Here is a 24,236-nt window from a genome sequence, read left to right as displayed (position 1 = left end):
TCACCCATAGCCGGGTCACGCCGCGGGATGCGTGGTAGGACGGTAGGACCGTCGCCGCCTGGAGGAGGTCCCGTGCACGAACGACCTCGCCGGTCGGACCCGCCCGACGAGTCCGGCCGTGGCGGCGGGCGCCGGTCCCGGCGGGCCCGCAGGGCCGCGCGGGCGGCCGAGGACGAGGTGTGGCCGCGCTCGGATCCGGACCTCGACGACGAGCGCCGTCCCTGGCCGGCGCCCGAGGACGACGAGTACCGCCCCTGGCCGCCGCCGGAGGACGGGCCGTCCGAGCCGCCTGATGCCCGCTCCAGCCTGACGTGGCCTCCCCGCATCCCCGAGCCCGGCGACGACCTCCCGCCCTCGGCCCGCTGGTACGGCACGCCCATCGCGCCTCCCGAGCGCCGTCCGGGGCGCCTGCGACGCGTGCTGCTCGTACTGCTCGCCCTGGCCGTCGGGGGCGGCGTCATCGCCGGAGTGGTCGTGCTGGCGCTGCGGGCGCTGCCCTCTCCGCCGCCGGGGCGGGTGACCGACCCGGTCGCGGGGGTCAGCTACCCGCTGCCCGACCGCTGGCTCGCGGGTACGGTGCCACCGGTCACGGACTTCACCTCGGCCGCGGGCGACGGCGTCAACACGACCGTGATGGTCATGCCCGCGGAGCCGGTGACCGACGTGCGCGCCACCACCGCCGAGCTCAGCGACCTGTACGCGCGGCTCCTGCTCCACGGCGACGAGGTGAAGGTCGTGGACGACACGGAGATCACCGTGGGGGCACGCACCGGGCACACCCGCTCCCTGCGCGCGGAGTACCTGGACGTGGTGAACCGGCCCGCGTACCTGCGCGTGGTCTTCCTCACGGGGGCCGGGGCGCGCCCGGTGGTCGTGGTCGCGATGACCCAGCCGGACGATCCCGTGTCGAGGGCCGAGATCGACACGGTGATCGCGGGCCTGCGCTGAGGGGGTCTCGCGCGGTCCCGGGGTTTCCGGCTTCGCGAATCATCGGCGCGAATCACTAGCACGAGGAGACGACCTTGGCGAGGATGTCGGCGGATCGGCACGTCTTGTCGGCGGCGCAGATTACCCTGGGGACACTGTGAGCACTTTCGCCGCATCCCACCTCTCGCCCTCATATCCGGACCGTGCCGCCTGGGGCACCGCGCCGAAGCTTCGCGCGTGGCAGCAGGAGGCCTTTGACCTGTACTCCAGCCGTGAGCCGCGCGACTTCCTCGCGGTCGCCACACCGGGTGCGGGCAAGACGACCTTCGCGCTCCGCATCGCCAGCGACCTCCTGTCACGAGGGATCATCCGGGCTGTGACGATCGTCACACCGACGGAGCACCTCAAGCAGCAGTGGGCGGACGCCGCGAGCAAGGTCGGCATCGCGATCGACCCGGATTTCAAGAACAGCCAGGGCGCCACCTCCCGCGACTACATCGGGGTGGCAATCACCTACGCCCAGGTGTCCATGCACCCGGCGCTGCACCGCGCACGCACCGAGGCACGCAAGACGCTCGTGATCTTCGACGAGATCCACCACGCGGGCGACGCGAAGTCCTGGGGCGACGGCGTGCGGGAGGCGTTCGAGCCGGCCGCCAGACGCCTCGCCCTGACCGGAACCCCCTTCAGGTCCGACGTCAACCCGATCCCCTTCGTCACCTACGCCGAGGACGGCGACGGGGTCCGGCGCAGCGTCTCCGACTACTCCTACGGGTACGGCCCGGCACTCGCCGACGGCGTCGTCCGGCCGGTCATCTTCCTCGCCTACGCCGGTGAGATGCGCTGGCGGACCCGCGCGGGCGACGAGATCGCCGCGACCCTCGGCACCCCGCTCACCAAGGACCAGCTCGGCCAGGCCTGGAGGGCCGCGCTCGACCCGAAGGGCGAGTGGATCCGCCAGGTCCTCCGGGCGGCCGACCGGCGTCTGACCGAGGTGCGCAGGGGCGTGCCCGACGCCGGGGCCCTGGTCATCGCGACCGACCACGAGACCGCACGCGCCTACGCCCGCCACATCCGGACCATCACCGGGGAAGGCGCCACGGTCGTGCTCTCCGACGACCCCACGGCGTCCAAGAAGATCAAGGAGTTCTCCGCCTCCGAGCAGCGCTGGCTGGTCGCGGTCCGGATGGTCTCCGAAGGGGTCGACATCCCGCGCCTGGCCGTCGGCGTCTACGCGACGAGCATCTCGACCCCGCTGTTCTTCGCCCAGGCCGTCGGCCGCTTCGTCCGCGCCCGCAAGCGGGGCGAGACCGCGTCCGTCTTCGTGCCCTCCGTGCCGACCCTGATGGGCCTGGCGGGGGAGATGGAGGCCGAGCGCGACCACGTGCTCGACCGCAAGCCCCCCGAGGAGGGGCTGGACGACTTCCTCCTGGAGGACGCCCAGCGCAAGAAGGACAACCCCGACGTCGTGGGCGACGAACTGCCGTTCGAGACCCTGGAGGCGGTCGCCACCTTCGACCGGGTCCTTTTCGACGGCGGCGAGTTCGGCAGCGCGGCGGAGACGGGTTCCCCCGAGGAGGAGGACTTCCTCGGCCTGCCGGGCCTGCTGGAGCCGGACCAGGTCCGGACCCTGCTGAGCAAGCGCCAGTCCGACCAGCTGAAGGCCAGGCGCAGCAAGCCCGAGCCCAAGGAGCCGCAGCTCGCCCCGCACGAGCTGATCGCCAACCTCCGCAAGGAGCTCAACGGCCTCGTCGGCGCCTGGAACCACCGCACCGGCCAGCCCCACGGCGTCATCCACGCCGAGCTCCGCAGGGCCTGTGGCGGGCCCGCCATCGCGCAGGCCTCCGCCGAGCAGATCCAGGAGCGGATCGGCAAGATCCGCCACTGGGCCACCCAGCGCTCCCGCTGACCGGGCCACCGGGCCGGGCGGATCGCCACCCGGCCCGGTGACCGGGCCGGGTCACCGGAACGTGGACGGCTCCTCCGGTATGCGACCCGGCCGGATGAGGGCGATCGGCCTGCCGGTCCGCCCGTCGATCGCCCTGAAGGCCCCCGTGTCGCGCACCGGCGCCGTGAGCGGCACCTCCAGGGAGGCCACGCCGCCGGCGACGCTCACGGGCCACGTGGTGGCGCCGGACGAACGGTTCCCCGCCTCGTCCTCGCGCATCCAGACCTTGATCGTGCGCTTCCTGTGGTGCAGGACCACGGTCGCGGTGTCGCACTCGTCCGCCCTGGCCTTCCAGAAGAGCGTCACGCCGCGCGGCGCGCCCTGCCGGCGAGCCAGCCGCACCCGCTCGGGGGCCGGCATCCGGCCGCGGCAGGACGTGTCCCGCGCGCCGGAGGTGCCCCGCTCGCCCGGCTCGCCCTGTGCGAGCCGCTCTCCCCGTCCCGCCTGCGCTCCCCGTGCGTCCCGCGCGCCCTGCTGGGCCGCCTCGGGGGGCGGCGCCGGCGCATGGGCCGCCGGGGACGCCGGGTACGGAGCCCGGGTCTGCGGCTGGGCCGCCGGGGCCGGGGGCGCGGCGATCGGAGTCCGCGCGGGAATCTGGACGACCGTGGTGGCCCAGATCGTGGCCGCTTCCAGCGCGACCAGCGACAGCACGCTCGTCAGCCGTACCAGCGTCCCTCCGCGAAACAGGTTCCACAGGCACAGCGGGGTCAGGATCAGCCAGGAGACGCCGAGCACGAACATATGAGGTCACCACCGGTAGTAAGAAGTCTCAACTCCCCGTGATACTCCTGTCGCAACCGGTGATGGTTCTGTTTGCCCTTCCATGCCGATCCGGTAATCGTTCGGATGCTCAGAGTGGTCGTTGTTGGTAACGTGCCGTCGTAACCATCCCGGGCCCTCCGCCGGGTTCCCCCTGTGATGCACCCAAAGAGGACAAGTGTTGGCCGAGATGATCCGTACCGAGATCATGGAGTACGTGGCTCCGATGTTCGAGCAGATCATGGCGAGGATGGACACCCTCGCCACCAAGGAGGACGTGGCGAAGTGCGCCACGAAGGAAGACCTCGCCGAGGTCAAGCAGGAGGTGGCCGGGCTTCGGCTTGATGTGGCGAAGTGCGCGACCAAGGAGGAACTCGCCGAGGTCAAGCAGGAGGTGAAGGAGGAGGTGGCCGGGCTTCGGCTTGATGTGGCGAAGTGCGCGACCAAGGAGGAACTCGCCGAGGTCAAGCAGGACGTCGCCGAGGTCAAGCAGGACGTCGCCGAGGTCAAGGAGGATGTGGCCGGGCTCAAGGAGGAGGTGGCCGGGCTTCGGCTTGATGTGGCGAAGTGCGCGACCAAGGAGGAACTCGCCGAGGTCAAGCAGGATGTGGCCGAGCTCAAGCAGGACGTCGCCGGGGTCAAGCAGGACATCCATGTCCTGAAGCAGGACGTCGGCGAGTTGAAGGAGAACTACCGGACCATGGACGGAAAGCTCGACCGGATGATCCTTTTTCTGGGGATGCCGCAGAGCTGAGAGACCGTCAGGCCGGGCGGACCACGGGCGTGCCCGTGAGGCGGGCTCCGGCGGAGCGGAGTTCGGCGAGGGCGGCCTCGGTGGTCGGGGCGGACACCCCGGCGGTGAGGTCGAGGAGCACCTGAACGGACAGGCCGTGCGCGACCGCGTCCAGGGCGGTGGCCCGCACGCAGTGGTCGGTGGCGATGCCGACGACGTCCACCGCGTCCACGCGGCGCTCGCCGAGCCAGTCGGCCAGGCTCGTACCGTCGGCGGTGACGCCCTCGAAGCCGCTGTAGGCGCCGCTGTGGGCACCCTTGCTGAACACCTCCTCGACGCGTGCGGTGTCGAAGGCGGGGTGGAAGCCGGCCCCCGGGGTTCCGGCGACGCAGTGGACGGGCCAGGTGCTCACGTAGTCGGGCTCGGCGGCGAAGTGGGAGCCGGGGTCGACGTGATGGTCACGGGTGGCCACGACGTGGTCGTAGCCGTGTGAGGCGGCGTGCCGGGAGATGGCGGCGGCCACCTCGGCGCCGCCGCCGACCGGAAGGCTGCCGCCCTCGCAGAAGTCGTTCTGGACGTCGACGATGATGAGTGCGGTTGGCATGCGATCAGTCAAACACGGTGGGGATCGCGGCGTAGCCCCGGGACAGCTGGTGGGCGTTCGAGGGCAGTTCGGCGACGGCCTCGCGGTGCCGGACGCGGGCCGCGTCCAGCTTCTCGCGGCCGACGATCCCACCCTCCCTGACCAGCGGAACCTGCAGCGGGCGGGCGTTCGAGGGGGCCTCACTCGAGACGGTGACCAGCTCGGTGATCGCCGTGCCGTCGGCGTCGAGCTCGCGGAAGGCCTCCTTTCGCCCGCCCCGGCTGGGCTTGCCCACCGACTTCTTGGCCACCGGCCGCATCACCCCTTCGGCGTCCTCGCGGGCGACGAGCTTGTAGACCAGGGCGGCGGTGGGCGAGCCGGAGCCGGTGACCAGTGACGTGCCGACGCCGTAGCCGTCCACGGGGGCGGAGGCGAGCGCGGCGATGGCGTACTCGTCGAGGTCGCTGGTGACGATGATCCGGGTCTTGTGGGCGCCGAGCGCGTCGAGCTGCTCGCGGACCTCGTGGGCGACCTGGCCGAGGTCGCCGGAGTCGAGGCGGACCGCTCCGAGGGAGGGCCCGGCGAGTTCCACCGCGGTCCGTACGGCCCGGGCCACGTCGTAGGTGTCCACGAGCAGCGTGGTGCCGGGGCCGAGAGAGGCGATCTGGGCCTGGAAGGCCTGCTCCTCGGAGTCGTGGAGCAGGGTGAACGCGTGGGCCGCGGTCCCGGCGGTCGGTATGCCGTACTCGCGGCCGGCCATGAGGTTGGAGGTGGAGGAGAACCCGCAGAGGTAGGCGGCCCGCGCCGCGGCCACGGCCGCCGCCTCGTGGGTGCGCCGCGAGCCCATCTCGATGAGGGGCCTCGTCCCGGCCGCGCGGATCATGCGTGTGGCGGCGGTGGCGATCGCGCAGTCGTGGTTGAGGATCGACAGGATCACGGTCTCCAGCAGCACGGCCTCGGCGAACGTGCCCTCCACCGTCATGATCGGGGAACCGGGGAAGTAGCACTCTCCCTCGGCGTAGCCGTCCACGTTCCCGGAGAACCGGTATCCGGCGAGGAACTCCAGGGTGGGCTCGTCGATCACCTCGTTGTCCCGCAGGAACGCCAGGGACTCCTCCTCGAAGCGGAAGGACTCCAGCGCGTCCAGCACCCGGCCGGTTCCCGCCACGACCCCGTAGCGCCGCCCGCCGGGCAGCTGGCGCGCGAACACCTCGAAGACCGCCCGCCTGGAGGCGGCCCCGCTTCTCAGCGCCGCCTCCAACATCGTCAGCTCATAGTGATCGGTAAGCAACGCGGTGCTCATGCTCTTTGTCACGAGTCGAAGACTAAGCCCGGGGTAGGGCAGACTGGTGAATGTGGGTAGCACCGCTCCAACGGAGGTCGAGCGTCCGTCAATCGACGTAAGACCCGATCTGCCATGGTTGACGATCGTCTGGAACGACCCGGTCAATCTGATGTCCTATGTGACGTACGTCTTCCAATCCGTTTTCGGATATTCCAAGGAGAAGGCGGAGAAGTTGATGCTCGACGTGCACCACAAGGGCAAGGCCGTGGTCTCCAGCGGCACCCGCGAGGAGATGGAGCGCGACGCGCAGATCATGCACTCGTACGGGCTGTGGGCCACCGTCCAGCGGGATTCGTGAGCGTGCGGGCGGCCCGGCGTCACTCGTCGCCGCGCGGCGGGCGGCCGGGCTCGAGGCCTTCGGGCACGGAGCGCCGAGGCTCGGAACGACGGCCGGGCGGCGGGTGGCGGGCGGATCTCGGGTGGAGTCCGCGAGGAATGGTGGGCGAGAGATGAGTTCGGGGTTCAAGCCGGGGCGCGAGGGCGGCGTGATCACGGGTTTCGACGCCGCCGAGGTGTCGATCCTGCGCTCGCTGGTCACCCAGATCCTGGGCCTGATCGAGCCGGGAGAGACGGGTGACGACCCCCTGGAGAAGGCGCTCGGCATCGGCGCCTCCGAGCAGTCCGACGACCCGGTGCTGGCCCGGCTGTTCCCCTCGGCCTACGAGGACGGCGAGGCGGCCGCCGAGTTCCGCAGATACACCGAGGCGACGCTGCGCGAGGGCAAGCGGGCCGACGCCAGGACGATGCTCGACAGCGCCGAGCCCGGCCGGGTCGAGCTGACCAGGGAGCAGGCGCAGGCGTGGATGCGCGCGCTGAACGACGTGCGGCTCGCGCTCGGCACCCGGCTGGAGGTGACCGAGGAGGTGCACGACGAGATCGCCGACATGTCGGAGAGCGACCCCCGCTATCCGGCGTACGTCATCTACGACTGGCTGACCTACCTCCAGGACACCCTGGTCCGTGCCCTTTGGTAACTTCCAGTCATGCTCACGATCTCTCGGGAACTGGTTGACAGGATCATCGCGCACGCTCGGGCGGATCACCCCGACGAGGCCTGCGGCGTGATCGCCGGGCCGGTCGGCTCCGACTCTCCCGAACGGTTCGTCGCGATGGAGAACGCCGAGCGGTCTCCGACGTTCTACCGGTTCGACTCGCTGGAGCAGCTGCGCGTCTGGCGGGAGATGGACGACCGCGACGAGGAGCCGGTGGTCATCTACCACTCCCACACCGCCACCGAGGCCTACCCCTCCCGTACCGACATCTCCTACGCCTCCGAGCCGAACGCCCACTACGTGCTGGTCTCCACCCGGGAGGAGCTGGGGGAGAAGGCCGAGTTCCGCTCGTACCGGATCGTCGACGGCGTCGTGAGCGAGGAGGAGGTGACGATCACCTCCGGGTGACCGTCACCGTCCGGGTCCCAGACCCGGGGCCTCGCGTTTCCGGGCGTCCGTCACCGTCCGGATGCCCGTGCCGGGTGGCGTCCCGGGTTCATACGGCATCGGTGCCCGGTACGGCCGTGAGGCGAATGGCCCCTTTGGGTAAACTGGCGAGCATGCTGACCGTCGCCCCGAGCCAGGAGGACGTCGTGCTCTCGCGTCCCGGCCCCCGGGCGCGGCACGCGGGTGTCGCGCCCGTACAGAACTTCCTGTTCGCGCACACGCCCTTCGTCGTCGTCTACGACTGTCGCTGACCGGCTTTCCTGGAATCCTCCGGTGCTCGCCGGTGTTCTGATCCGGTGGGCTTTACTCCCATGACGACGCAAGGAGATTGACCCGCGATGGCCATCGAGGTTCGTATTCCGACCATCCTGCGCACCTACACCGACGGTGCCAAGGCCGTCGACGCCAAGGGCGCCACGCTCGAGGAGCTCATCGGCGATCTGGAGGCCCGGCATCCCGGGCTGAAGGAGCGCCTGGTCGACAAGGGCGCGCTGCGCCGCTTCGTGAACGTCTACCTGAACGACGAGGACGTCCGCTTTCTGGGCGGGCTGGAGACGCCGGTCGCCGACGGCGACACGGTCACCGTCCTGCCCGCCGTGGCCGGCGGTTCCCGCTAGCCGCGCGGCGCCGCCCGTCCCGCGAGACTCCGTGATCTCCCGCGAGATCCGGCGAGGTCCCGCGGGGCGGGTGGCGTACGCCGCGGTTTCAGGGCTGTCACCGCGAGGCAAAGGTCTGTCACCACAAGGTCAACCCGAGGCGGAAGCCGTACACCATGCGTTTTGACTCACTGATCGAATCGGTCGGCCGGACCCCGCTGATCGGCCTGCCCAGGCTCTCTCCCTCGGAGGACGTGCGGGTCTGGGCCAAGCTCGAAGACCGCAACCCGACAGGTTCGATCAAGGACCGTCCGGCACTGTGGATGATCGAGCAGGCGGAGAAGGACGGGCTCCTCCAGCCGGGCTGCACGATCCTCGAACCCACGAGCGGCAACACCGGCATCTCGCTGGCGATGTCCGCCAGGCTCAAGGGCTACAAGCTGATCTGCGTGATGCCGGAGAACACCTCCGAGGAACGCCGCCAGTTGTTGCGCATGTGGGGGGCGCGGATCATCTCCTCGCCCGCGGCGGGCGGTTCCAACGAGGCGGTCAGGGTCGCCAAGGGCCTGGCTGAGGAGAACCCCGACTGGGTGATGCTCTACCAGTACGGCAACCCGGCCAACTGGCGCTCGCACTACGAGTCGACGGGGCCGGAGATCCTGGAGGACCTGCCGTCCGTCACCCACTTCGTGGCCGGTCTGGGCACCACGGGCACCCTGATGGGCGTCGGCAGGTTCCTGCGCGAGCACGTACCCGACGTGAAGATCGTCGCCGCGGAGCCGCGGTACGGCGAGCTGGTGTACGGATTGCGCAACGTGGACGAGGGCTTCATCCCCGAGCTGTACGACGCCGACGTCCTCACCACGCGTTTCTCGGTCTCCTCGGCCGACGCGCTCCGGCGCACCCGGGAGTTGCTGGCCGGGGAGGGCATCTTCGCGGGGGTCTCCACCGGGGCCGCCCTGCACGCCGCGCTCGGCATGGCGGCCAAGGCCGTCAAAGCGGGCGAGCGGGCCGACATCGTGTTCGTGGTCGCGGACGGCGGCTGGAAGTACCTGTCCACCGGCGCCTACGAGGGGACGCTGGACGAGGCCGAGGAGCGGCTCGAAGGCCAGCTCTGGGCCTGAACCACATCCGGGGAAGGGCGATCTCCGGGGCTTCTTGCCGTGACGGGGCCGGGGGTCGCGGGGAAACCGCGACGGCGAACGACGTGTCGATGACGAAGGGCGGGCGTCCCGGTGGGACGCCCGCCCTCGCCGTCCCCGGGCGGGGACGATCCCCGGCGGGCCGGAGCCCGGCCGGGGATCTGGGGAGGCCTGATCGAACAGGATCAGGGAGCCGGGTGGATCAGGTCGGTCAGTTGAACAGGAGCCTCAGCGAGAAGGACGCCTCGCTGCCCGACTGGGTGCCGCTCATGCCCACGGCGCGGAGCACCTGGAGGTTGGCCTTCTCCTCGCCCTGGAGGCCGCTGAGATAGAGGTTCTCCACCTTGTCCAGGTCGGCGTAGAGGGCGAAGGTCGCCTCGCCGGCGTTGGGGATCGCGAGCTGGAAGGTCTCGCTGTCGCCCAGGGTGCCGTCCTTGTTGAGCAGGGCGGCGTAGTCCTGCGCGCTGGCCAGGACGAAGACGCCGTCGCCGGGAACCTTGGCGAGCTGCGGGACGGCCGCCCCTGAGTCCGCGAGGAACTTCTCGATCTTGCCGACGACCTCCTGCGCCTTGGCCGGGTCGGTGACGATCTTCGCGCCGAACTGCGGCTGGCTGGTGTTGAGGCCGCCGGAGTCGATGGCGAGGGTGATGTTCTTGCCGAGCAGCGTCACCAGGTCGTCGGGGAGCGCCAGGCCGTACCTCTGCTTGGCCTGGTCGGCGAACTGCTGGACGCCGCCGCCCGCGGCCTGGTCGGCCGACTTCATGACCTGCGCCCACTGCTTGCCGATCACCTCGCCGAGACCGGAGATCGAGATCGCGCCGGCGGTGGAGGCCGGAAGCGTGCCGATCTTGGAGGCCTCGGGAGTGCCCATGTCCAGGCTCTCGGCGCCGCGGCTGATGCCCGCGAGCTCGACGTACTCGCCGTCGAAGCGGAGGGCGCCCGCCACGCGGACGTTCTTGATCTGGGCGAGGGCGGTGGGGTCCTGGGCCGCCAGTTCGGGAGCCAGTCCGGCGATCTTGCCCGCGTCCGCCCAGAAGGACAGGACGCCGGTCTCGCCGAGGGCGCTCAGGTCGTCGGAGAAGTTGGCGTTCCCCGACAGCGGCTCGGCGGCGACGGCCCTGTCGGCTTCCGCCTGGGTCGGTGCGAGCAGCGCGTAGTCGTCGCGGAACGCGATGCCGTACTTCTCCTTGCCCATCAGCTTGGCGATGCCCGCCGTGGCCTTGTCCTGGTCGGTGACCTGGACGGCCACCACGGCGCCGGGCTCGGCGCCGGTCTTGGCCGGGGGCAGCGCGGCCACGCCGACGCGGACGCCGAGCCACGGCTCGATGTCGGCGGCGTAGTCGACCTTGCCGAGGCTGCCGGCGTCCTTCTTGATCAGGTCGAAGATCGCCTGACGCGGGTCCTCGCCGGTGAAGGAGTCCTTGGTGGCCGTGAACTTCCTGGCGATGGTGAACAGCGCCACTTTCTGGTTCGCGGCAGGGTCGAGGTCGAGGCGCACGTAGCCGATGGCGTTGGCGGGCAGCACGTCGTGCGGCTGCGCGCCGCCGCCGCTGAGCAGGTTGACCGCGAAGAAGCCGCCACCGCCCACGAGGGCCACGACCAGCGCGGCGATCGCCGCGAGCAGCCAGCCCTTACCGCCGCTCCTGCGGGCGGGCGGGCCGGCCGGCGGCCCGGCGCTCAGGAAGTCGGGACCCTGCTGCCAGTTCCCGCCCTGCTGCGCGTACGCCTGCTGGCCGTAGTTCTGCTGCTGCTGTTGCTGGTAGCCGGGCTGCTGCTGGCCGTACGGCTGACCGGCCTGCTGACCGTAACCCTGCTGGCCGTAGCCCTGCTGGCCCTGCTGACTCTGCTGACCGTAGCCCTGCTGGCCGTACGGCTGCTGCTGGTAGCCCTGCTGGGGGTTCTGCTGCTGGTAGGGCTGGCCCTGCTGCGGGTAGGGCTGCCCCTGCTGGTAGCCGCCGGAAGGCTGGGGATATCCGGGCTGGCCGTTCTGCGGATAGGCCTGTGTGTGCGGCTGGTCGTTGTGCTGCGAGCCCTCGTTCCATCGGTAGGCGATCGTCCTGTCGGGGTTCTGACCCGGCGTGGGCGACTGGTCGGGGGGGTTGTTGGCAGGCATGATCACTCACAAGGTGGGCTTAGCGGATAGGGAGAAGTTAGTGCACATTGCTAGCAACCCGCTTGCATTGAACTAACTAAGTGATTGGTGCATCTAAGCGGGATCAGCCCCTGTTCAATGATGCTTTATAGACCATTGTGGGCTTTGTCACTCTATTCCCGCAGGTCGCTGCCGTTTCTTTCGTACCTCCGCCCCCTGTGCCTCCCGTGGGCTCCGATGTCCCGGCCGGCGTCGATTCTCCGGCTCGGGGCCGGCCCGGTTCCGGCGGGCGGGCCATCCGGGGCCGGGGGAGGCGAAGGTCGCACGGAATGGGTAAAGTGGCCCTTCTAGAACAAGGTTCGGGAGCGTGGATGACGAAGTTCGACGAGGCGACAGCGGCCATCAGGGTGGACGAGACCACCTACGACGTGTGCCTCGACACCGGATACTCGATCGGCGGCCCCCTCAACGGCGGTTACCTGATGGCCGTGCTGCTGCGCGCGGTCGTGGACGCCTCTCCCCACGAGCATCCGGTGACCACGGGTGTCCAGTTCCTGCGCGCGGCCGGGCCCGGTCCCGCGCAGGTGCGCCTGGAGCAGGTCAAGACCGGCCGCACCGCCACGATGACCCGGGCGACCCTGGTCCAGGACGGCAAGTCCTTCATCGAGGGGCTCGTCACGACCGCGACCCTCGGTGACGCCGCGCCCGACTGGACGGACGAGCCCTCGGTGGCGATGCCGCCGATCGAGCGGTGCGTCTCGCTGCCCGCTCCCAAGGCCGAGTCGAACATGACGCTCAACGCCCAGATGGAGCTGGTCTTCGACCCTCCCACCATCGGCTGGCTCGACGGCAGGCCAACCGGCAGGCCCGAGGCCCGCGCCTACTTCCGGCTGGCCGAGCCGCAGGACCCCGACCCGTACGTGCTGGCGCTGGCCGTGGACGCCCTCCCGCCGGTGGTCTTCTCCGCCGGAGAGCGAGGCTGGGCGCCCACGGTCGACCTCACCTGGCACCTGCGCGCCCTGCCGGCCCCCGGCTGGCTCACCCTCATCGCCGGAGGCCGTCTGATCAGCGACGGCTGGTTCGACGAGGACGTCGAGGTCTGGGACTCCGCCGGACGCCTGGTCGCCCAGTCCCGCCAGCTGGCCCGCGTCGGGCGGGGCTGACGTCCTGGTCGCGTCCCACGGACGACCCCTGGCGTCCGCGGGGCGCCGCAGGACCCGGCAGGGCGTCGTGCGGCGCCGCAGGACTGGCAGGACTTCGTGCGGCGCCGTGGTCCCCGGCAGGACTTCATGCGGCCAGATGTTACGAAAAATACATGGCTGAGCTGGTAATCGGCGTTGTGAGGATTCTTACCGTGATCGGTCGTCCCAGGTCGCCTAGCCTTGGGAACTGTGTCGCAAGCGAGCATTGGAATCTTTGACAGTGGTGTCGGTGGTCTCACGGTGGCCCGGGCGATCATCGACCAGTTGCCCAACGAGTCGATCCTCTATGTGGCGGACACGGCGAGGCAGCCGTACGGCCCCAAGAGCATCGCGCAGGTCCGCGCCTACGCGCTGGAGGTGATGGACCACCTCGTCGAGCACGACGTCAAGATGCTGGTGATCGCGTGCAACAGCGCCAGCGCGGCCGTGCTCCGCGACGCCCGGGAGCGTTACGACGTCCCGGTCGTCGAGGTGATCCAGCCCGCGACGCGCCGTGCCGTGCGGGCCACCCGCAACGGCAGGGTCGGGGTGATCGGGACCAGGGCCACGATCGCGTCGATGGCGTACCAGGACGCGTTCGCCGCGGCTCCCGACGTCCGGCTGACCGGGGTGGCGGCGCCGCGCCTGGTGGAGTTCGTCGAGCGGGGGGAGACGATGAGCGACGAGCTCATCGACGTCATCCGCGAATACCTGGCGCCGGTGCTCGCCGACCGGTGCGACACGCTGATCCTGGGATGTACGCACTACCCGCTCCTCGCCGGGCCGATCTCCTATGTGGTGGGAGACGGCGTCACGCTGGTGTCCAGCGCCGACGAGACGGCCAAGGACGTCTACCGCGTCCTGCACGACCGGAGCCTGGCCGCCGTAGGGGGCGCGCCCAGGCACCGTTTCCGCGCCACCGGCGACGCGGGCCTCTTCGCCGACCTCGGACGACGGTTCCTCGGGCCGGAGATCCAGGCGGTCGAAGTGGCGGTAGTAGGGGATGTCCCGCACAACGGGCATCGCGTGTGACGGTGCTCAGGCGCTCCGTAGGGGGAGCAGCCGGGAGTGGCGGACGAAGGGGGGCGGATACCGGCCACCGGCGCCCGCGCCGTGACACGCGGCGCCGCACAGTAACCGTAGGAGGCCGCCGTGAAATTGACGATCATTGGATGCTCGGGGAGTTTCCCCGGGCCTGACAGCCCTTCTTCCTGCTATCTGCTGGAGGCGGAGGGGTTCCGCATGCTGCTCGACTTCGGGAACGGCGCGCTCGGCGCGCTCCAGAAGCACATAGGCCTGTACGACGTGGACGCGATATGCCTGTCGCACCTGCACGCCGACCACTGCCTCGACATGTGCCCGTACCACGTGGTCCGCACCTATTCTCCGCAGGGCCCGCTGCCCCGGATACCGGTGTACGCGCCCGCCGACGCGCGCAGGCGGCTGAACTCCGCCTACGCGATGCCGGACGAGCCGCCGCTCGACACGGCCTTCGACTTCGTGGGGCTGACGCCGGGGACGTTCGAGGTCGGCCCGTTCGAGGTGACGGCCGCGCTGGTGAACCACCCCGTGGAGACCTACGGGTTCAGGGTCTCGCACGGCGGGCGCTCGGTGGCCTACTCCGGCGACACCGGTGAGAGCGCCGAACTCGTCAAGCTCGCCTCGGGGGTCGACGTGCTCCTGTGCGAGGCGTCACACATCGACAAGCCGGGCCTGCCCGCCGGTCTGCACCTGAACGGCCGCCAGGCGGCCGAGCACGCGGCCAAGGCGGACGTGGACACCCTGGTACTCACCCATCTGGTGCCCTGGAACGACCGCGACCGCGTCCTGGAGGACGCCTCCCGCGGCGGGTTCGGCGGGCGCATGGAACTCGCACGGAGCGGGGTCCGGTATGACCTAGGGTGAGTTTCATGGCTCGCGCAGATGGACGTTCTCCCGATCAACTCCGCCCCGTCACCATCACCCGCGGCTGGCTCGCGCACGCCGAGGGTTCGGTGCTCGTCGAGTTCGGCGGCACCAGGGTGCTCTGTGCCGCCTCCGTGCAGGACAGCGTGCCGCGCTGGCGCCGGGGCAGCGGTCAGGGCTGGATCACGGCCGAGTACGCCATGCTGCCCCGCGCCACGAACACCCGCAACGACCGCGAGTCGGTCCGCGGCAAGATCGGCGGCCGTACGCACGAGATCTCCCGTCTGATCGGCCGCTCCCTGCGCGCCTGCGTCGACTACAAGACGCTGGGCGAGAACTCGATCGTCATCGACTGCGACGTGCTCCAGGCCGACGGCGGCACCCGCACCGCCGCCATCACCGGGGCGTACGTGGCACTGGTCGACGCGGTCGCGTGGATGCGCAAGCGCAAGATGTGCGGCGGAGACCCGTTGATCGACTCGGTCGCGGCCGTCTCCGTCGGCGTCGTCGGTTCCACGGCGTTGCTCGACCTCTGCTACACCGAGGACGTCGCCGCCGAGACGGACATGAACGTGGTGATGACCGGCTCCGGCGAGTTCGTCGAGGTCCAGGGCACCGCCGAGGGCAAGCCGTTCAACCGCGCCGCCCTCGACGAGCTGCTCGACCTGGGCGCGGCCGGGTGCGCCGAGCTCACCCGGCTCCAGCGGGAGGCACTGGCATGAGCGGGTCCGGTGCGAACGGGACCGGAACGGCCGGGTCCGGCGTGAACCGGGCACGCGTGGTCCTCGCCACCCGGAACGGCGGGAAGATCGCCGAGCTGCGCCGGATCCTGGCCGACGCCTCGATCCCGGTGGAGATCGTCGGGCTCGAGGAGTTCCCCGAGATCGGCGACGTCGCCGAGACCGGCCTGACCTTCGCGGAGAACGCCCTGCTCAAGGCGCACGCGGTCGCCCAGCAGTCCGGCCTGCCCGCGATCGCCGACGACTCCGGCCTCTGCGTCGACGCCCTGAACGGCATGCCCGGCATCTTCTCCGCCCGCTGGTCGGGAAGGCACGGCGACGACCGGGCCAACCTCGACCTGCTGCTCGCGCAGGTCTCCGACGTGCCCGAGGGGCACCGGGGCGCGCACTTCGCGTGCGCGGCGGCGCTGGCACTCCCGTCGGGGGAGGAGCGGGTGACCGAGGGGGCGCTGCACGGCGTGATCATCGACGTTCCGCGCGGCAGCGGCGGTTTCGGCTACGACCCGATCCTCGTCCCCGAGGGCGAGACCCGGACCACCGCCGAGCTGTCCGCGGCGGAGAAGGACGCCATCAGCCACCGTGGCCGCGCCTTCCGCGCGCTGGCCCCGATCATCGCCGAAGTGATCGCCTGAGGATGCCGGTGGATCGCCGGACGGTGCTCGCGGGTGGCCGGGGGCGCCCGTGATCGGCGCGGGACGGCACCTGTAATCGGCGCGTAAGAACCTTCGGTCCCGTATGGGCGTAGCGTCAGGGTATGCAGAGCAACAGGCGCATGCCTTCCTGGGCCTCGGCGCTGATCGGCCTGGTGTCCGGTGCGGTCGCGGTGGGGGTGTCACTGCTCGTCGCGGGCCTGGTGAAACCCGCGGCCTTCCCGGTCGTCGCGGTCGGTAACTCTGTTGTCGACCTCACCCCGGCCCCGCTCAAGGAGTGGGCGATCCGCACCTTCGGCGAGAGCGACAAGACCGTGTTGCTCGCCGGGATCCTGCTGATCCTGGCCGCGATCGCCGCCTGGCTGGGAAGGGTCGCCGTCCGCGACCTCCGGTACGGGATGGCGGGGCTGGCCGTGTTCGGCCTCATCGGTGTCGTCGCCGTGCTGGCCCGCCCCGGCTCCGGGCCGATGGACGTTGTCCCGACGCTGGCCGGAGTCGGCGCCGCCATGCTCGTCCTGCGATGGCTCGTCCGCCGGGCCCTCGTACCCGACGAGACCTGGGCCGGGCCGTACAGAGGAGTGTCCGGTGGCGCCGGTGCCGTGAGCGCGGCGGGGGCCGCGCACGACACCGGGCCGACGCGCCTGCGACTGGTCACGCCCGAGGCCCCGCCGGAGGCCGGGGAGCACCCCGAGCCGTCGACGCCGTCCGTCATGCGGGCGGGGAACGACCTGCGCGCCTTCGACCGCCGGGGCCTGCTGACCGGCGCGGTCGGCGGCGTGGCCCTCGCCGGGGTGGCGGGACTGGCCGGGCGCGCGTTCTCGGGGCGGGCCGAGGTGAGCGCGGCGCGCGGCTCCGTCACGCTGCCCCGGCCCGCGAAACCCCTCCCCGCGCTGCCCGCCGGGGTCGACCTGAGGATCAAGGGACTGTCGCCGTTCGTCACCCCCAACAGCGACTTCTACCGGGTCGACACCGCCCTGGTGGTCCCCCAGGTCGACCCGCGCGACTGGACCCTCACCATCCACGGCATGGTCGACAGGCCCGTGGAGCTCACCTTCGCCGACCTGATGAAACGCGCCGTGGTCGAGGCCGACGTCACGCTGTGCTGCGTCTCCAACGAGGTCGGCGGCCCCTACATCGGCAACGCCCGCTGGCTGGGCGTCAGCCTGGCCGGGGTGCTGCGCGACGCGGGGGTCCAGAAGGACGCGGACATGCTGCTCAGCACCTCCGCCGACGGCTGGACCGCGGGAACCCCGGTCGACGTCGTCATGGACGGCCGCGACGCCCTGCTGGCCTTCGGCATGAACGGCCGGCCGCTCCCCGTGGACCACGGCTTCCCGGTCCGCCAGGTCGTCCCCGGACTCTACGGCTACGTCTCGGCCACCAAGTGGGTCACCGACATCAAGGTCACCCGCTTCGACCGGGACGAGGCCTACTGGACGCCCAGGGGCTGGTCGGCCAAGGGCCCGATCAAGACCGAGTCGCGCATCGACCTGCCCAGGGACGGCGCGACCGTCCCGGCGGGGAAGACCGTCGTCGCGGGCGTCGCCTGGGCCCAGCACAAGGGCGTGGACGCGGTCGAGGTCCGCGTCGACCGGGGCCAGTGGCGCCAGGCGCGCCTCGCCGAGGCCCCCACCGCCGACACCTGGCGCCAGTGGGTCCTCGACGACTGGGACGCCACCCCCGGCAGCCACACCATCGAGGTCCGCGCCACCGACGCCACCGGCTACACCCAGACCGGCGACCGCGTCCCCATCGCCCCGGACGGCGCCACCGGCTGGCACACCATCACCGTCGAGGTCGCCTGACCCGGGCCGTGATTCCGTACCCCGCGCGGTCCGCGGCCGATGCGGGGGAATCGTGTTCCGGCCTGTGCGGGACTGCCTCCGGCGGACCAGGCAACGGATCAGGCGGTGGACCGGGCGGCGGGCCGGGTGAACGGCGCGGCCGTGCCGCGGATCGGCGCCCGGCCGAGGTTCGTCTAGGGCTTGCGAGCCAGACCGCCGTAATAGGTGTGGTAAAGAAGGGCGTTCTTGACGAAGAAGCTCGGCTCGTCGCGCCACTCGGGGAGCGGGACGAGGCCCGGTTCGACCAGCTCGAAGTCGCCGAAGTACTCCATGATCTCGTCCGTGGTGCGCCAGCGGCCGGTGCCGAGGTTCTCATTGAAGAGCTTCTCGACCGTCGTGGCCTGCTGGGACGCCGCCGGATGCACCTCACCGGGATTGCAGAAGTGCGAGATCGCCACGAAGCTGCCGGACACCAGCGGGGCGCGCAGCGTGGCCGCCATTCCCGCGGGATCGTCGTGGTCGTTCAGATGGTGCAGGATGCTCAGCATCAGCAGCCCCACCGGCTCGCTGAAGTCGATGAACTTCTTGACCTGGTCGTTCTCCAGGATCGACCGTGGGTCGCGCGCGTCCGCCTGGATGACCGTCGTGCTGTTGTCGGCGGCGAGCAGCGCCCGCCCGTGGACCAGCACCATGGGGTCGTTGTCCACGTAGACCACCCGGGCCGCCGGATCGACCTCCTGCGCCACCTGGTGCACGTTGCCCTGAGTGGGCAGGCCCGACCCGATGTCGATGAACTGCCTGATCCCCGCCTCGGCCGCCATGTGGTGCACGACCCGCTGCAGGAAGGCGCGGTTCTGCTGCCCGGCCTCCTGGGCTCCCGGCGCGATCTTCAGGGCCGCCTCGGCGACCTGCCGGTCGATGGCGAAATTGTCCTTCCCACCCAGAAACCAGTCGTAGACCCTCGCGATGCTGGGCTTCGTCGTGTCGATCTCCGCAGGAAGTTGACCCTTGTTCAGCATCGCCTCGTTCCAATCCTCGCCGCGCTCGGACACCTCGCCACCTTCGTTCCGATCGGGGCCCCGCTTGATCGCGGGGAGCTGGGCAGATAATAACCCTGAATATCGGGAGAAAGGGGGAAGATCTGAGCCACATTCCCGCGGGTATTTGACCTTCCGTCCGGCACGAGGCCCGTACCGCCGAACGGCCCCGAATCGCCATCCTCACCATGCGGCGGCTTCTCCGCCGCCCCATCCCAGGGCGGTCCCCGGGCTGTAAATGGTCAACTCTTCCCTGTCGCGGAGAGGGCCGCCCTACTATCTGGCTGCCAGGGGATGGTGACGGGGGAGTCGTGAACGAGTGGAGTTTGCCCGCGGGGGTCTACAACCCCGTGGTGACGGTGGACGGGCAGCGGTGGCGGGACTTCGAGCTGGAGGTCCAGGTGCCGGTCGTGGCACCGGCGCCGCGCGAGCGCGAGCGGGAGCGGGAGCGGATGCGCTGGGGTCCGGCGCGGCTGGACCAGTGCAGGCCGTACGGGGTGGCGGGCGGGCTGGCCAGGCCCGATCCGCAGACCGAGGAGGACATGCTGCGGGCCGTCCCCCTCACCGAGCAGGGCACCCCGCGCCGCTTCCCCGACCCGCGCGGCATGTGGATCAGGCTGATCAACGGGACGGGCCCGGCGGACGACCCGTTCCGGGCGACCAACGCGATCGACTGCGCCCTGTCGGTGCTCTCCACCTGGTACGGCACCCCCGCGGTGGCCGCGCCGCGCAGGCCCGAGTACGACCGGGGGGGCAAGCCGCTGCTCAGCGGCGAGGCCGGGGGAGTGGCCAGGGCGGAGCGGTGGCTGGGGCAGCGCTTCCAGTACGTGGGACAGGGCCGCCACTCCTACCTCCCGATCGCGCAGGCGCTGCTGGCCGGGGGGCACGGCTCCTCCGCGGTCATCATCAACCGCTGGCCGGCCGGGGGCAGCCACGCGTGGAACGCGGTGAACTTCGACGGCGAGGTGATCTGGATCGACGCGCAGCGGGGCCACATGGCGGTGGAGCCGCCGTACGAGTCGGTGACCGGCGTGTTCTGCGTCGTGATCGACAGGGAGGGGCGGCGGCTGTGACGCCTTCCCCGGTGCCCTTCCCGATTCCGGCGCCTTCCCCCGCGCCGGCGGGTCTCCGCGAGACGAGTGAGACGAGTGAGACGAGTGAGACGAGGAGAACAGGGTGAACCCGGACCAGGCGAGGGCGGTGGCGGAGGAGTACTTCAACGGGGTCCGCGGCCCCGGCTCCGCCGTCGAGATCAGGATCTACGCCTTCAACGAGGGTTATGTCGCCTGGTCGAACGAGCCCGAGTCCGACGATCCCAGCGTGCTGCCCGACACCGTCGGCTCCGGGTGCGTGGTGATCGACAGGGCCACCGGCGAGATCGTCATCCGGCCGCTGCTCAATCCCGAGACCGTGGCCGAGCAGTGGCCGGGACGCCGCCCCCGATAGCGAGACGTCCCGGCCGCCACACTCAGCCGCTCGCGAGCGCGCCGACGACCGAGGCGCGGGCCGCGCGCCGGGCGGGCAGGACCGCGGCGACCACCCCGGCCAGGCCGGACAGGGCCACGAACGACAGGATCTGCGGCACCGGCAGCTGGAAGATGACGTTGTCGGTCATCGTCTGCGCTGCGGCCCAGCCGAACGCGACGCCCAGCACCACGCCGACCAGCGCGCCGATGAGGCCCAGGACCAGCGCCTCGACCGAGAGCATCCGCCGCAGCTGGGGCCGGGTCAGGCCGAGCGCCCGCAGCAGCGCGGACTCGCGGGTGCGCTCGTGGACCGACAGGGAGAGCGTGTTGGCGATGCCCAGCAGGGAGATGAGCACCGCCAGGCCGAGCAGCCCCGTGATGATCATCAGCATCATGTCGAGCGCCTCGTCGAACTGGCCCCGCATCGCCGTCGAGCTGGCGACCTTCGCCGTCGGGTACGGCTCCGTCGCCGCCTCGACCGCCGCGAGCGCCCGGTCCGGGTTCACGCCGTCCCGATGCTTGATCATCACCCGGTTGTCGCCGACCTCGCCGAAGTAGCGGTCGAAATCCCGCTCCGGCACCGTCAGGCTGGCGAGGCTCGCGTCGATGTCGGAGAGACCCACGATCGTCAGGCCGACCGCGCCCGCCTTCGCCGTCCGTACGGTGATCCGGTCGCCGACCCCCAGCTTGAGCCGTTCGGCGACGCGCTCGGCGACGAGCGCGGTCCCCGGCCCGAGCCGGTCGAGCGAGCCCGCGTCGAGCGGCGGGTCGAAGCCCGGGGCCGGGGTGAAGGTCCCCACGTCGTACCTCGCGGTCCCGGTCGCGAGCCTGGCGGTGGTCTCGCGGAAGGCGATGACCGAGGCCAGCTCGGGACTGGTCCGGAGGTTCTCGGCGATCGCGCGGGGCAGGCCCGAGTCACGCTCCTGGGTCTGCACCATGTAGTCGAAGGGGAACTGCTCGTCGAGCTGCTGGGTGTACGTCACCCGCACGGTGCCGGTGACGACGGAGATGACCGTCATGAGCGTCACGCCCACGGTGAGCGCCACGGTGGTGGTCGCCGACCGCTTCGGATTGCGCCGGGAGTTGTCCACGGCCAGCCTGCCGGGCACGCCGAAGATCCTGGCGGGCACCCACCCCGCGAACGCGGACAGCGGCCTGACGATCACCGGCCCGAGGACCAGCACCGCGAGGAAGACGAGCGAGCAGCCGGCCATGACCACCACGAGGGCGGTCTCACCGGGCTTCATGGACATCCCGGCCACCGTGGTGCCCAAGCCCGCGACCAGGAACAGCCCCGCGAAGATCATCCGTACCAGGCCGGTCCTGAAGGTCTGCTCCTCGGCCTGCGAGCGCAGCGCCGCGATCGGCGCCACCCGCGTCGCCGCCCGCGCGGGCAGCAGCGCCGCGACGACCGTGACCGTCAGGCCGATGACCAGGCCCAGGACGATGGTGCGCGGCGCCAGGGTGACGGCGGCGTCCAAGGGCATCGGCGCGTCGAACATCGCGAGCACGGCGAGCGCCCCCGCGCCCAGGCCGTAGCCGAGCAGCAGGCCGAGCACCGACGACAGCAGGCCGACCACGGCCGACTCCAGCACGATCGACCCGAAGACCTGCCCGCGCGTCGCCCCGATGCACCGCAGCAGCGCCATCTCGCGGGTCCGCTGGGCCACCAGGATGTTGAAGGTGTTGTAGATGACCAGCGCGGCCACGAACATCGCCACCACGCCGAACAGCAGCAGGCCCAGCATCAGGAAGTCGCCGTTGGCGCCGTTGGACCTGGCCAGGTCCGCCGCGTACCGCTCACCGGTCCTGACCTCGTGACCCGCGCCCACGGCCGCGGCGACCGAGCCGCGCAGCGCCTCCTGGGTGACGCCCTCGGCGGCGGCGACGTCGACCTCCCGGTACCCCTTCTGCCCGGTCATCTTCCTGGCCGTGTCCGTGGTGTAGCCGACCGCGCCGAAGTATCCGAGCTCCTGGTCCAGGCCGATGTCGAACAGGCCCACCAGCGTGAACTCGTGCCGGACGTTCTTCGTGTCGAGCACCGCGATGACGTCGCCGAGCCTGAAGCCCCTGGTCCTGGCGGTGTCCTCGTCGAGCACGGCCTGCGTCGCGGTCCTCGGGGCCGCACCGCTCACGATCGAGGTACGGTTCAGGTCGCCCTCGGGCAGGGAGATCCCCGCGGTGGGGAAGTCGCCGGCCGCCTTGCCGTCCTTGCCGAGCAGGGCGGACGTGCCCCGCACCAGCCCCTGGGCGTCGGCCACGCCGTCCACGGCGCGCACCTTCTCCAGGGTCGCCTCGGAGACGGACGGCGTCTCGTCGCCGTTCCCCCCGGACAGGGGGGTCACGGCGACGTCGATCCGGTCGGCCGCCGCCGCGAACTTCTGGGTGAAGCCCGCCTCGATGGTGTCGGTCAGCACGAACGTCCCCGCGATGAAGCCCACCCCCAGCGCGATCGCCAGCGACGTCAGTACCAGCCGCAGCCGGTGCGCCCGCAACCCGGCCAGCGTCGTCCTCAGCACCTCACGCCTCCAGCTTCATCAGCGTGTCCAGCACCGACTGCGGCGTCGGCCCGGTCAGCTCGCTGACCACCAGGCCGTCGCGGAGGAAGACCACGCGGTCGGCGTACGAGGCCGCCACCGGGTCGTGGGTGACCATCACGATCGTCTGGTCGAGCTCGCGCACCGACGTCCGCAGGAAGGACAGCACCTCGGCGCCGCTGCGCGAGTCCAGGTTGCCGGTGGGCTCGTCGGCGAAGATGACCTGAGGCCTGCTGATCAGGGCGCGGGCGACCGCGACGCGCTGCTGCTGGCCGCCCGACAGCTCCGACGGCCGGTGACCCAGCCGGTCGCGCAGGCCCACGGTCTCCACGACCAGGTCGAACAGCGCGGGATCGGCGAGCCGCCCGGAGATCTCCAGCGGGAGCCGGATGTTCTGCTCGGCCGTCAGCGTCGGCAGCAGGTTGAACGCCTGGAAGACGAAGCCGATCCGCTCGCGGCGGAGCATGGTGAGCTGCCTGTCGTTGAGCCCGGTCAGCTCCACGTCCCCGATGCGCACCTGACCGCCGCTCACCGTGTCCAGCCCGGCCAGGCAGTGCATCAGCGTGGACTTCCCCGACCCCGAGGGGCCCATGATCGCGGTGAAGGCGCCCGTCGAGAAGGAGACGTCCACCCCTCGCAGCGCGTGCACGGCGGTGTCCCCCCGGCCGTACATCTTGGTGAGACCTCTGGCCGTCACGGCCGGCGCCGCGCCTCCCCGCGCGTCCCACGCGCCGACCTCTCCGGTGATGGTCACGGCAGTTCTCCTTCAACAACGTATGGCGTTATGACGGACCAAACGTTATTGACGGGGAAAGAAGGATCCATCAGGCGTTAGGCCTGACTTGCGGCGCGGCGGAGGGGGCCGGAGAAGGACGGGCGCGACCTCCGCCGTAGCACGGCCTCGGTCATTCGGCCGAGGTCGAACGGGGCCGCACTCCCGGCGGGGTCTCCTGCGGTTCTCCTCTCCGGCCGGAGTTCTCCTTCATGGTGGGAAGGGGCCGTCGCCGACGGTGTCTCACCGTCGGCGACAGCCCGGCCGGGTGTCGGGTGGGCTCACCTCACGGCCGGTGGCCGGTCTCTTGCCGCTCCGCTGTGGTGTCGTCAGTCCTGGTGGGGGGCGACGATGACGGCGTCGGCCAGCAGGCTTTCCGCCGCGGCGTCACCGGGGGCGGCGGGTCCGTTGAGCAGGCGCAGCTGGACGTCGGTGTCGTGGAGCAGTTCGAAGCCGTACTTGCCGAGGTTGATCCAGGTGTCGTTGTCGGCGGTGTGGTCCAGGGTGACGGTCTCCACGCCGAAGCTGGTGGTGATCTCGTAGGTGGCCCGGGAGTCGTTGTGGACGGTGCCTCGCGGCAGGCGCACCCAGATGTCGTAC

The 24,236-nt window shown here is 70.9% G+C and carries 25 protein-coding genes; 17 read left to right on the top strand and 8 right to left on the bottom strand.

Annotated elements, in window-relative coordinates; translation table 11 throughout:
• Nucleotides 1-72 precede the first annotated feature (72 nt).
• Complete coding sequence (locus ACTOQ1_RS32530; protein ID WP_440071801.1) at nucleotides 73-948, top strand: hypothetical protein; 876 nt, start codon at nucleotides 73-75, stop codon at nucleotides 946-948.
• 136 nt (nucleotides 949-1,084) lie between these two features.
• Complete coding sequence (locus ACTOQ1_RS32525) at nucleotides 1,085-2,836, top strand: DEAD/DEAH box helicase (RefSeq protein WP_440071799.1); 1,752 nt, start codon at nucleotides 1,085-1,087, stop codon at nucleotides 2,834-2,836.
• 51 nt (nucleotides 2,837-2,887) lie between these two features.
• Here ACTOQ1_RS32525 and ACTOQ1_RS32520 read toward each other — a convergent pair whose 3' ends face one another.
• Complete coding sequence (locus ACTOQ1_RS32520) at nucleotides 2,888-3,616, bottom strand: hypothetical protein (protein WP_440071798.1); 729 nt, start codon at nucleotides 3,614-3,616, stop codon at nucleotides 2,888-2,890.
• A 196-nt stretch (nucleotides 3,617-3,812) separates the two neighbouring features.
• On the opposite strand from ACTOQ1_RS32520, the gene ACTOQ1_RS32515 reads away from it, so the two are divergent.
• Nucleotides 3,813-4,388, top strand: a complete 576-nt coding sequence (locus ACTOQ1_RS32515) for a hypothetical protein (RefSeq protein WP_440071797.1) — start codon at nucleotides 3,813-3,815, stop codon at nucleotides 4,386-4,388.
• Between the two features lie 7 nt (nucleotides 4,389-4,395).
• On the opposite strand, the gene ACTOQ1_RS32510 is transcribed toward ACTOQ1_RS32515, so the two are convergent.
• Nucleotides 4,396-4,971, bottom strand: a complete 576-nt coding sequence (locus tag ACTOQ1_RS32510) for a nicotinamidase (protein WP_440071796.1) — start codon at nucleotides 4,969-4,971, stop codon at nucleotides 4,396-4,398.
• A gap of 4 nt (nucleotides 4,972-4,975) precedes the next feature.
• Nucleotides 4,976-6,265 (bottom strand): nicotinate phosphoribosyltransferase, encoded by a 1,290-nt coding sequence (locus tag ACTOQ1_RS32505; RefSeq protein WP_440071795.1) that lies wholly within the window; start codon nucleotides 6,263-6,265, stop codon nucleotides 4,976-4,978.
• A gap of 40 nt (nucleotides 6,266-6,305) precedes the next feature.
• Here ACTOQ1_RS32505 and clpS point away from each other — a divergent pair, with 40 nt between their 5' ends.
• The 6 genes from clpS to ACTOQ1_RS32475 all read left to right on the top strand — a co-directional run bounded on the left by clpS (nucleotide 6,306) and on the right by ACTOQ1_RS32475 (nucleotide 9,454).
• The gene (gene clpS, locus ACTOQ1_RS32500) at nucleotides 6,306-6,593 is read left to right on the top strand and encodes an ATP-dependent Clp protease adapter ClpS (protein WP_329091067.1); all 288 of its coding nucleotides are present in this window, start codon (nucleotides 6,306-6,308) and stop codon (nucleotides 6,591-6,593) included.
• Nucleotides 6,594-6,744: 151 nt separating this feature from the next.
• Complete coding sequence (locus ACTOQ1_RS32495; protein WP_440071794.1) at nucleotides 6,745-7,269, top strand: DUF2017 domain-containing protein; 525 nt, start codon at nucleotides 6,745-6,747, stop codon at nucleotides 7,267-7,269.
• 9 nt (nucleotides 7,270-7,278) lie between these two features.
• Entirely contained in the window at nucleotides 7,279-7,695 is a 417-nt protein-coding gene (locus ACTOQ1_RS32490; RefSeq protein ID WP_350973579.1) for a M67 family metallopeptidase, read from the top strand.
• Between the two features lie 152 nt (nucleotides 7,696-7,847).
• Nucleotides 7,848-7,985: a hypothetical protein gene (locus tag ACTOQ1_RS32485; RefSeq protein ID WP_440071793.1), complete on the top strand. Its 138-nt coding sequence runs from the start codon at nucleotides 7,848-7,850 to the stop codon at nucleotides 7,983-7,985.
• A gap of 87 nt (nucleotides 7,986-8,072) precedes the next feature.
• The gene (locus ACTOQ1_RS32480) at nucleotides 8,073-8,351 is read left to right on the top strand and encodes a MoaD/ThiS family protein (protein ID WP_030906436.1); all 279 of its coding nucleotides are present in this window, start codon (nucleotides 8,073-8,075) and stop codon (nucleotides 8,349-8,351) included.
• A gap of 155 nt (nucleotides 8,352-8,506) precedes the next feature.
• On the top strand, nucleotides 8,507-9,454 hold the full coding sequence (locus ACTOQ1_RS32475) for a PLP-dependent cysteine synthase family protein (RefSeq protein WP_440071792.1): 948 nt from the start codon (nucleotides 8,507-8,509) through the stop codon (nucleotides 9,452-9,454).
• 229 nt (nucleotides 9,455-9,683) lie between these two features.
• On the opposite strand, the gene ACTOQ1_RS32470 is transcribed toward ACTOQ1_RS32475, so the two are convergent.
• Nucleotides 9,684-11,585 (bottom strand): DUF3352 domain-containing protein, encoded by a 1,902-nt coding sequence (locus tag ACTOQ1_RS32470; RefSeq protein ID WP_440071791.1) that lies wholly within the window; start codon nucleotides 11,583-11,585, stop codon nucleotides 9,684-9,686.
• Nucleotides 11,586-11,935: 350 nt separating this feature from the next.
• On the opposite strand from ACTOQ1_RS32470, the gene ACTOQ1_RS32465 reads away from it, so the two are divergent.
• The 6 genes from ACTOQ1_RS32465 to ACTOQ1_RS32440 all read left to right on the top strand — a co-directional run bounded on the left by ACTOQ1_RS32465 (nucleotide 11,936) and on the right by ACTOQ1_RS32440 (nucleotide 17,845).
• Nucleotides 11,936-12,727, top strand: coding sequence for a thioesterase family protein (locus ACTOQ1_RS32465; RefSeq protein WP_440071790.1), 792 nt, complete (start codon nucleotides 11,936-11,938; stop codon nucleotides 12,725-12,727).
• A 228-nt stretch (nucleotides 12,728-12,955) separates the two neighbouring features.
• Nucleotides 12,956-13,777, top strand: coding sequence for a glutamate racemase (gene murI / locus ACTOQ1_RS32460; RefSeq protein ID WP_440071789.1), 822 nt, complete (start codon nucleotides 12,956-12,958; stop codon nucleotides 13,775-13,777).
• A 120-nt stretch (nucleotides 13,778-13,897) separates the two neighbouring features.
• Nucleotides 13,898-14,650 (top strand): MBL fold metallo-hydrolase, encoded by a 753-nt coding sequence (locus ACTOQ1_RS32455; protein ID WP_440071788.1) that lies wholly within the window; start codon nucleotides 13,898-13,900, stop codon nucleotides 14,648-14,650.
• A 5-nt stretch (nucleotides 14,651-14,655) separates the two neighbouring features.
• On the top strand, nucleotides 14,656-15,372 hold the full coding sequence (gene rph / locus ACTOQ1_RS32450; RefSeq protein WP_440071787.1) for a ribonuclease PH: 717 nt from the start codon (nucleotides 14,656-14,658) through the stop codon (nucleotides 15,370-15,372).
• The gene (rdgB, locus tag ACTOQ1_RS32445) at nucleotides 15,369-16,022 is read left to right on the top strand and encodes an RdgB/HAM1 family non-canonical purine NTP pyrophosphatase (RefSeq protein ID WP_440071786.1); all 654 of its coding nucleotides are present in this window, start codon (nucleotides 15,369-15,371) and stop codon (nucleotides 16,020-16,022) included. Before rph ends, rdgB begins: the two co-directional genes overlap by 4 nt.
• A 122-nt stretch (nucleotides 16,023-16,144) precedes the next feature.
• Nucleotides 16,145-17,845 (top strand): molybdopterin-dependent oxidoreductase, encoded by a 1,701-nt coding sequence (locus ACTOQ1_RS32440; RefSeq protein WP_440071785.1) that lies wholly within the window; start codon nucleotides 16,145-16,147, stop codon nucleotides 17,843-17,845.
• 173 nt (nucleotides 17,846-18,018) lie between these two features.
• Here ACTOQ1_RS32440 and ACTOQ1_RS32435 read toward each other — a convergent pair whose 3' ends face one another.
• Nucleotides 18,019-18,876 (bottom strand): SAM-dependent methyltransferase, encoded by an 858-nt coding sequence (locus ACTOQ1_RS32435; protein ID WP_440071784.1) that lies wholly within the window; start codon nucleotides 18,874-18,876, stop codon nucleotides 18,019-18,021.
• Nucleotides 18,877-19,172: 296 nt separating this feature from the next.
• Here ACTOQ1_RS32435 and ACTOQ1_RS32430 point away from each other — a divergent pair, with 296 nt between their 5' ends.
• Both ACTOQ1_RS32430 and ACTOQ1_RS32425 read left to right on the top strand, forming a co-directional pair.
• Nucleotides 19,173-19,934, top strand: a complete 762-nt coding sequence (locus tag ACTOQ1_RS32430) for a toxin glutamine deamidase domain-containing protein (RefSeq protein WP_440071783.1) — start codon at nucleotides 19,173-19,175, stop codon at nucleotides 19,932-19,934.
• 103 nt (nucleotides 19,935-20,037) lie between these two features.
• The gene (locus tag ACTOQ1_RS32425; RefSeq protein WP_344919251.1) at nucleotides 20,038-20,307 is read left to right on the top strand and encodes a hypothetical protein; all 270 of its coding nucleotides are present in this window, start codon (nucleotides 20,038-20,040) and stop codon (nucleotides 20,305-20,307) included.
• Between the two features lie 22 nt (nucleotides 20,308-20,329).
• Here the strand turns inward: ACTOQ1_RS32425 and ACTOQ1_RS32420 are convergent, their stop codons facing one another.
• The 3 genes from ACTOQ1_RS32420 to ACTOQ1_RS32410 all read right to left on the bottom strand — a co-directional run.
• A complete protein-coding gene (locus tag ACTOQ1_RS32420) occupies nucleotides 20,330-22,846 on the bottom strand; it encodes an ABC transporter permease (RefSeq protein WP_440071782.1) in 2,517 nt (838 codons plus the stop codon).
• Nucleotide 22,847: 1 nt separating this feature from the next.
• Nucleotides 22,848-23,537, bottom strand: coding sequence for an ABC transporter ATP-binding protein (locus ACTOQ1_RS32415; protein WP_440071882.1), 690 nt, complete (start codon nucleotides 23,535-23,537; stop codon nucleotides 22,848-22,850).
• Between the two features lie 428 nt (nucleotides 23,538-23,965).
• Nucleotides 23,966-24,236 (bottom strand): hypothetical protein (locus tag ACTOQ1_RS32410; RefSeq protein WP_440071781.1); only part of this gene is annotated, 271 nt, incomplete at its 5' end.

It is taken from the genome of Streptosporangium sp. OZ121, from assembly GCF_051918885.1.
Lineage (GTDB): Bacteria > Actinomycetota > Actinomycetes > Streptosporangiales > Streptosporangiaceae > Streptosporangium.
Note: the sequence above shows the minus strand (reverse complement) of the source record. Positions and strands in the feature narration are given on the sequence as shown.

Bases quoted from the DNA above. Each gene is read 5' to 3' on its own strand.
- ACTOQ1_RS32520 (WP_440071798.1), bottom strand. From the start codon at position 3,616: ATGTTCGTGCTCGGCGTCTCCTGGCTGATCCTGACCCCGCTGTGCCTG.
- ACTOQ1_RS32510 (WP_440071796.1), bottom strand. From the start codon at position 4,971: ATGCCAACCGCACTCATCATCGTCGACGTCCAGAACGACTTCTGCGAG.
- ACTOQ1_RS32495 (WP_440071794.1), top strand. From the start codon at position 6,745: ATGAGTTCGGGGTTCAAGCCGGGGCGCGAGGGCGGCGTGATCACGGGT.
- ACTOQ1_RS32490 (WP_350973579.1), top strand. From the start codon at position 7,279: ATGCTCACGATCTCTCGGGAACTGGTTGACAGGATCATCGCGCACGCT.
- ACTOQ1_RS32485 (WP_440071793.1), top strand. From the start codon at position 7,848: ATGCTGACCGTCGCCCCGAGCCAGGAGGACGTCGTGCTCTCGCGTCCC.
- ACTOQ1_RS32480 (WP_030906436.1), top strand. From the start codon at position 8,073: ATGGCCATCGAGGTTCGTATTCCGACCATCCTGCGCACCTACACCGAC.
- ACTOQ1_RS32475 (WP_440071792.1), top strand. From the start codon at position 8,507: ATGCGTTTTGACTCACTGATCGAATCGGTCGGCCGGACCCCGCTGATC.
- ACTOQ1_RS32470 (WP_440071791.1), bottom strand. From the start codon at position 11,585: ATGCCTGCCAACAACCCCCCCGACCAGTCGCCCACGCCGGGTCAGAAC.
- ACTOQ1_RS32465 (WP_440071790.1), top strand. From the start codon at position 11,936: ATGACGAAGTTCGACGAGGCGACAGCGGCCATCAGGGTGGACGAGACC.
- rph (WP_440071787.1), top strand. From the start codon at position 14,656: ATGGCTCGCGCAGATGGACGTTCTCCCGATCAACTCCGCCCCGTCACC.
- rdgB (WP_440071786.1), top strand. From the start codon at position 15,369: ATGAGCGGGTCCGGTGCGAACGGGACCGGAACGGCCGGGTCCGGCGTG.
- ACTOQ1_RS32440 (WP_440071785.1), top strand. From the start codon at position 16,145: ATGCAGAGCAACAGGCGCATGCCTTCCTGGGCCTCGGCGCTGATCGGC.
- ACTOQ1_RS32415 (WP_440071882.1), bottom strand. From the start codon at position 23,537: ATGTACGGCCGGGGGGACACCGCCGTGCACGCGCTGCGAGGGGTGGAC.